This window comes from Bacillus sp. AFS023182, from assembly GCF_002560575.1.
Classification (GTDB): Bacteria; Bacillota; Bacilli; order Bacillales; family Bacillaceae_G; genus Bacillus_A; species Bacillus_A arachidis.
On sequence record NZ_NTRO01000143.1, the window covers coordinates 1 to 1,300 of the forward strand.

Here is a 1,300-nt window from a genome sequence, read left to right on the forward strand (position 1 = left end):
TAAATATTCCTCCATTTGATGTATAGTTAGATAGATTTAATAGATGCTTTATGGTAAAGGTACTAATTCATAGCCAGCGTAGTCTTCAGGCGCAGATCTTCCCCACAATTTATCTTGATTTGCAAATGGTTGCTCTGAAGTCTCTAGCTGGAAGGTTGTTATAACTCCATAACTAGATTGCTGTGGATCTGCATTATACCAGTCAGTAGGTCTACCAAGTTTATCTCTAAGATAATCCGTTTTACCTGTAACTAAATCTATTTCCTTCGAATTTTTTTTCTTAACTGTTAAAGTACTTCTTGATTGGTCACTAAAATAGATCCAGCTTCGATTGCCTGCATTTACATATTTTTTTGTTCCTCCTGCATCAGCATTTGGTCCTCCAATCCACATTGACATTGTAATTGGAGTATTATTTCTTATATATCCATCACTCTCTACTCCAGCCGGCACTTCAAAATTGATAGGTGTACCATAATACTCATTACCTTTTGTATCCTTATGCTTTTCAGCAGCACCATAATAAGACGAGTTTTTATATTGAATTACATAATGCCAACCCGCAAACTTCTCATAAGTTATTCCAAGCCTATTCTGACCTACAGGTGCTACTCGTTTTTCAAAAGGAATACCTGTCACCCACAAATATTTGTCTACTAGTATGTAATCTTTATTTGTGGTAATTGGATCCCCATAAATATCAAGTATACGATCGTCCTCAGCTGCATAAGCAGAATTTGTAGGAAAAATAGTTACGATCAAACTAAATATGAATGCTAAGAATGTAAGTATAGATAGTTTTCTTTTCATAAACATGTCTGCATCCCTTCTTATTTTTACTATTGGTTTTATCATCTGCGCGCATCATCTACTAGTAGAACAACTTCATCCTATCTAGCAAATCTTTCATTTTTCTTTCATAAATATTACAAAAGTCTTTCAAAGGTCTGACTTCCTTTCTGATGAAACGAATAAACCAAAAGGAAAACCTGCATGTTCATTAGCTTCATAGATCTTTCATTCAATCATACAGATATAAATATGTAATTTTGCATATCAAAATGTATCGATTCATTTGTAAACGTTTACTATAATAAGAGCATAAGATGTACCACATCTAAACACCAAGAAAGAGGAGGAAATAGTATGGAAATCGCAATGGCAGTTTTAAAATTTGTAGGTGGACTACTTCCATTCGTTCAAGAACTTTTAAAAGCATTTATGTAAGTTCATTATTCAGCAATTATTTATAAAAATTATCATACAAATGATCTGTATATCAAAGATGAATTGATGTGCA

The 1,300-nt window shown here is 33.0% G+C and carries 1 protein-coding gene; it reads right to left on the minus strand.

The features are described 5' to 3' along the window. Nucleotides 1-48 precede the first annotated feature (48 nt). Nucleotides 49-816 carry a hypothetical protein gene (locus CN288_RS27680; protein ID WP_098303628.1) on the minus strand — a complete coding sequence of 256 codons (768 nt, stop codon included), beginning with the start codon at nucleotides 814-816 and terminating at the stop codon, nucleotides 49-51. Between the last annotated feature and the right edge of the window lie 484 nt (nucleotides 817-1,300).

Bases quoted from the DNA above. Each gene is read 5' to 3' on its own strand.
- CN288_RS27680 (WP_098303628.1), bottom strand. From the start codon at position 816: ATGTTTATGAAAAGAAAACTATCTATACTTACATTCTTAGCATTCATA.